The sequence below is a fragment of the Microbacterium sp. HMWF026 genome, from assembly GCF_003061325.1.
In the GTDB taxonomy this organism is placed as follows: Bacteria; Actinomycetota; Actinomycetes; order Actinomycetales; family Microbacteriaceae; genus Microbacterium; species Microbacterium testaceum_E.
Window position 1 is genome coordinate 1 of the sequence record NZ_QAJB01000402.1, and the last position, 488, is coordinate 488.

The following is a 488-nucleotide window of genomic DNA, read 5'->3' on the forward strand; positions in this document are numbered from 1 at the left end:
GGCCGACGCGGTGCTCGAGAGCAACGTCGACGACGACGGGACGCTGCGCCGCGCCTCGCTCGACGAGGTGCGCAGCGCCGCTCCCGCGACGCTCGAGGACTACGGCGGGCTCGCACGCGGCCTGCTCGCCCTCGCCCGGGCGACCGGCGAGGCCGTCTACGCCGAGCGCGCGCGGGCGCTGGTCGACCAGTGCGTCGGCGGGGACGGCACCCATCCCCCCGGCGGCGGCGATCCCGTGCTTCTCGCGCAGGGGATGCGGGCACAGGGTGTGCCCAGCGACGGGGCCTCGCCCTCGGGGCCGTCGGTGTTCGCCGCCGCGGCGCTCGACCTGTGGCGCCTGGGTGCGGGGGAGCGGTACCGCGACGCCGCCGTCCAGCTCGTGCGTGCCGCCGCCGATTCCGCGCTGTCGTCGCCGCTCGCGCACGGGGCGATCCTCGAGGTCGCGGTCGGGCTGGCCGCAGCGCCCCGCCAGGTGGTCGTCGTCGGAG

Annotated in this window: 1 pseudogene; it reads left to right on the plus strand. The window is 78.5% G+C overall.

The annotated features are described in order from the left end of the window. Positions 1-488, plus strand: a pseudogene (locus tag DBR36_RS18135) (thioredoxin domain-containing protein); the annotation flags it as partial.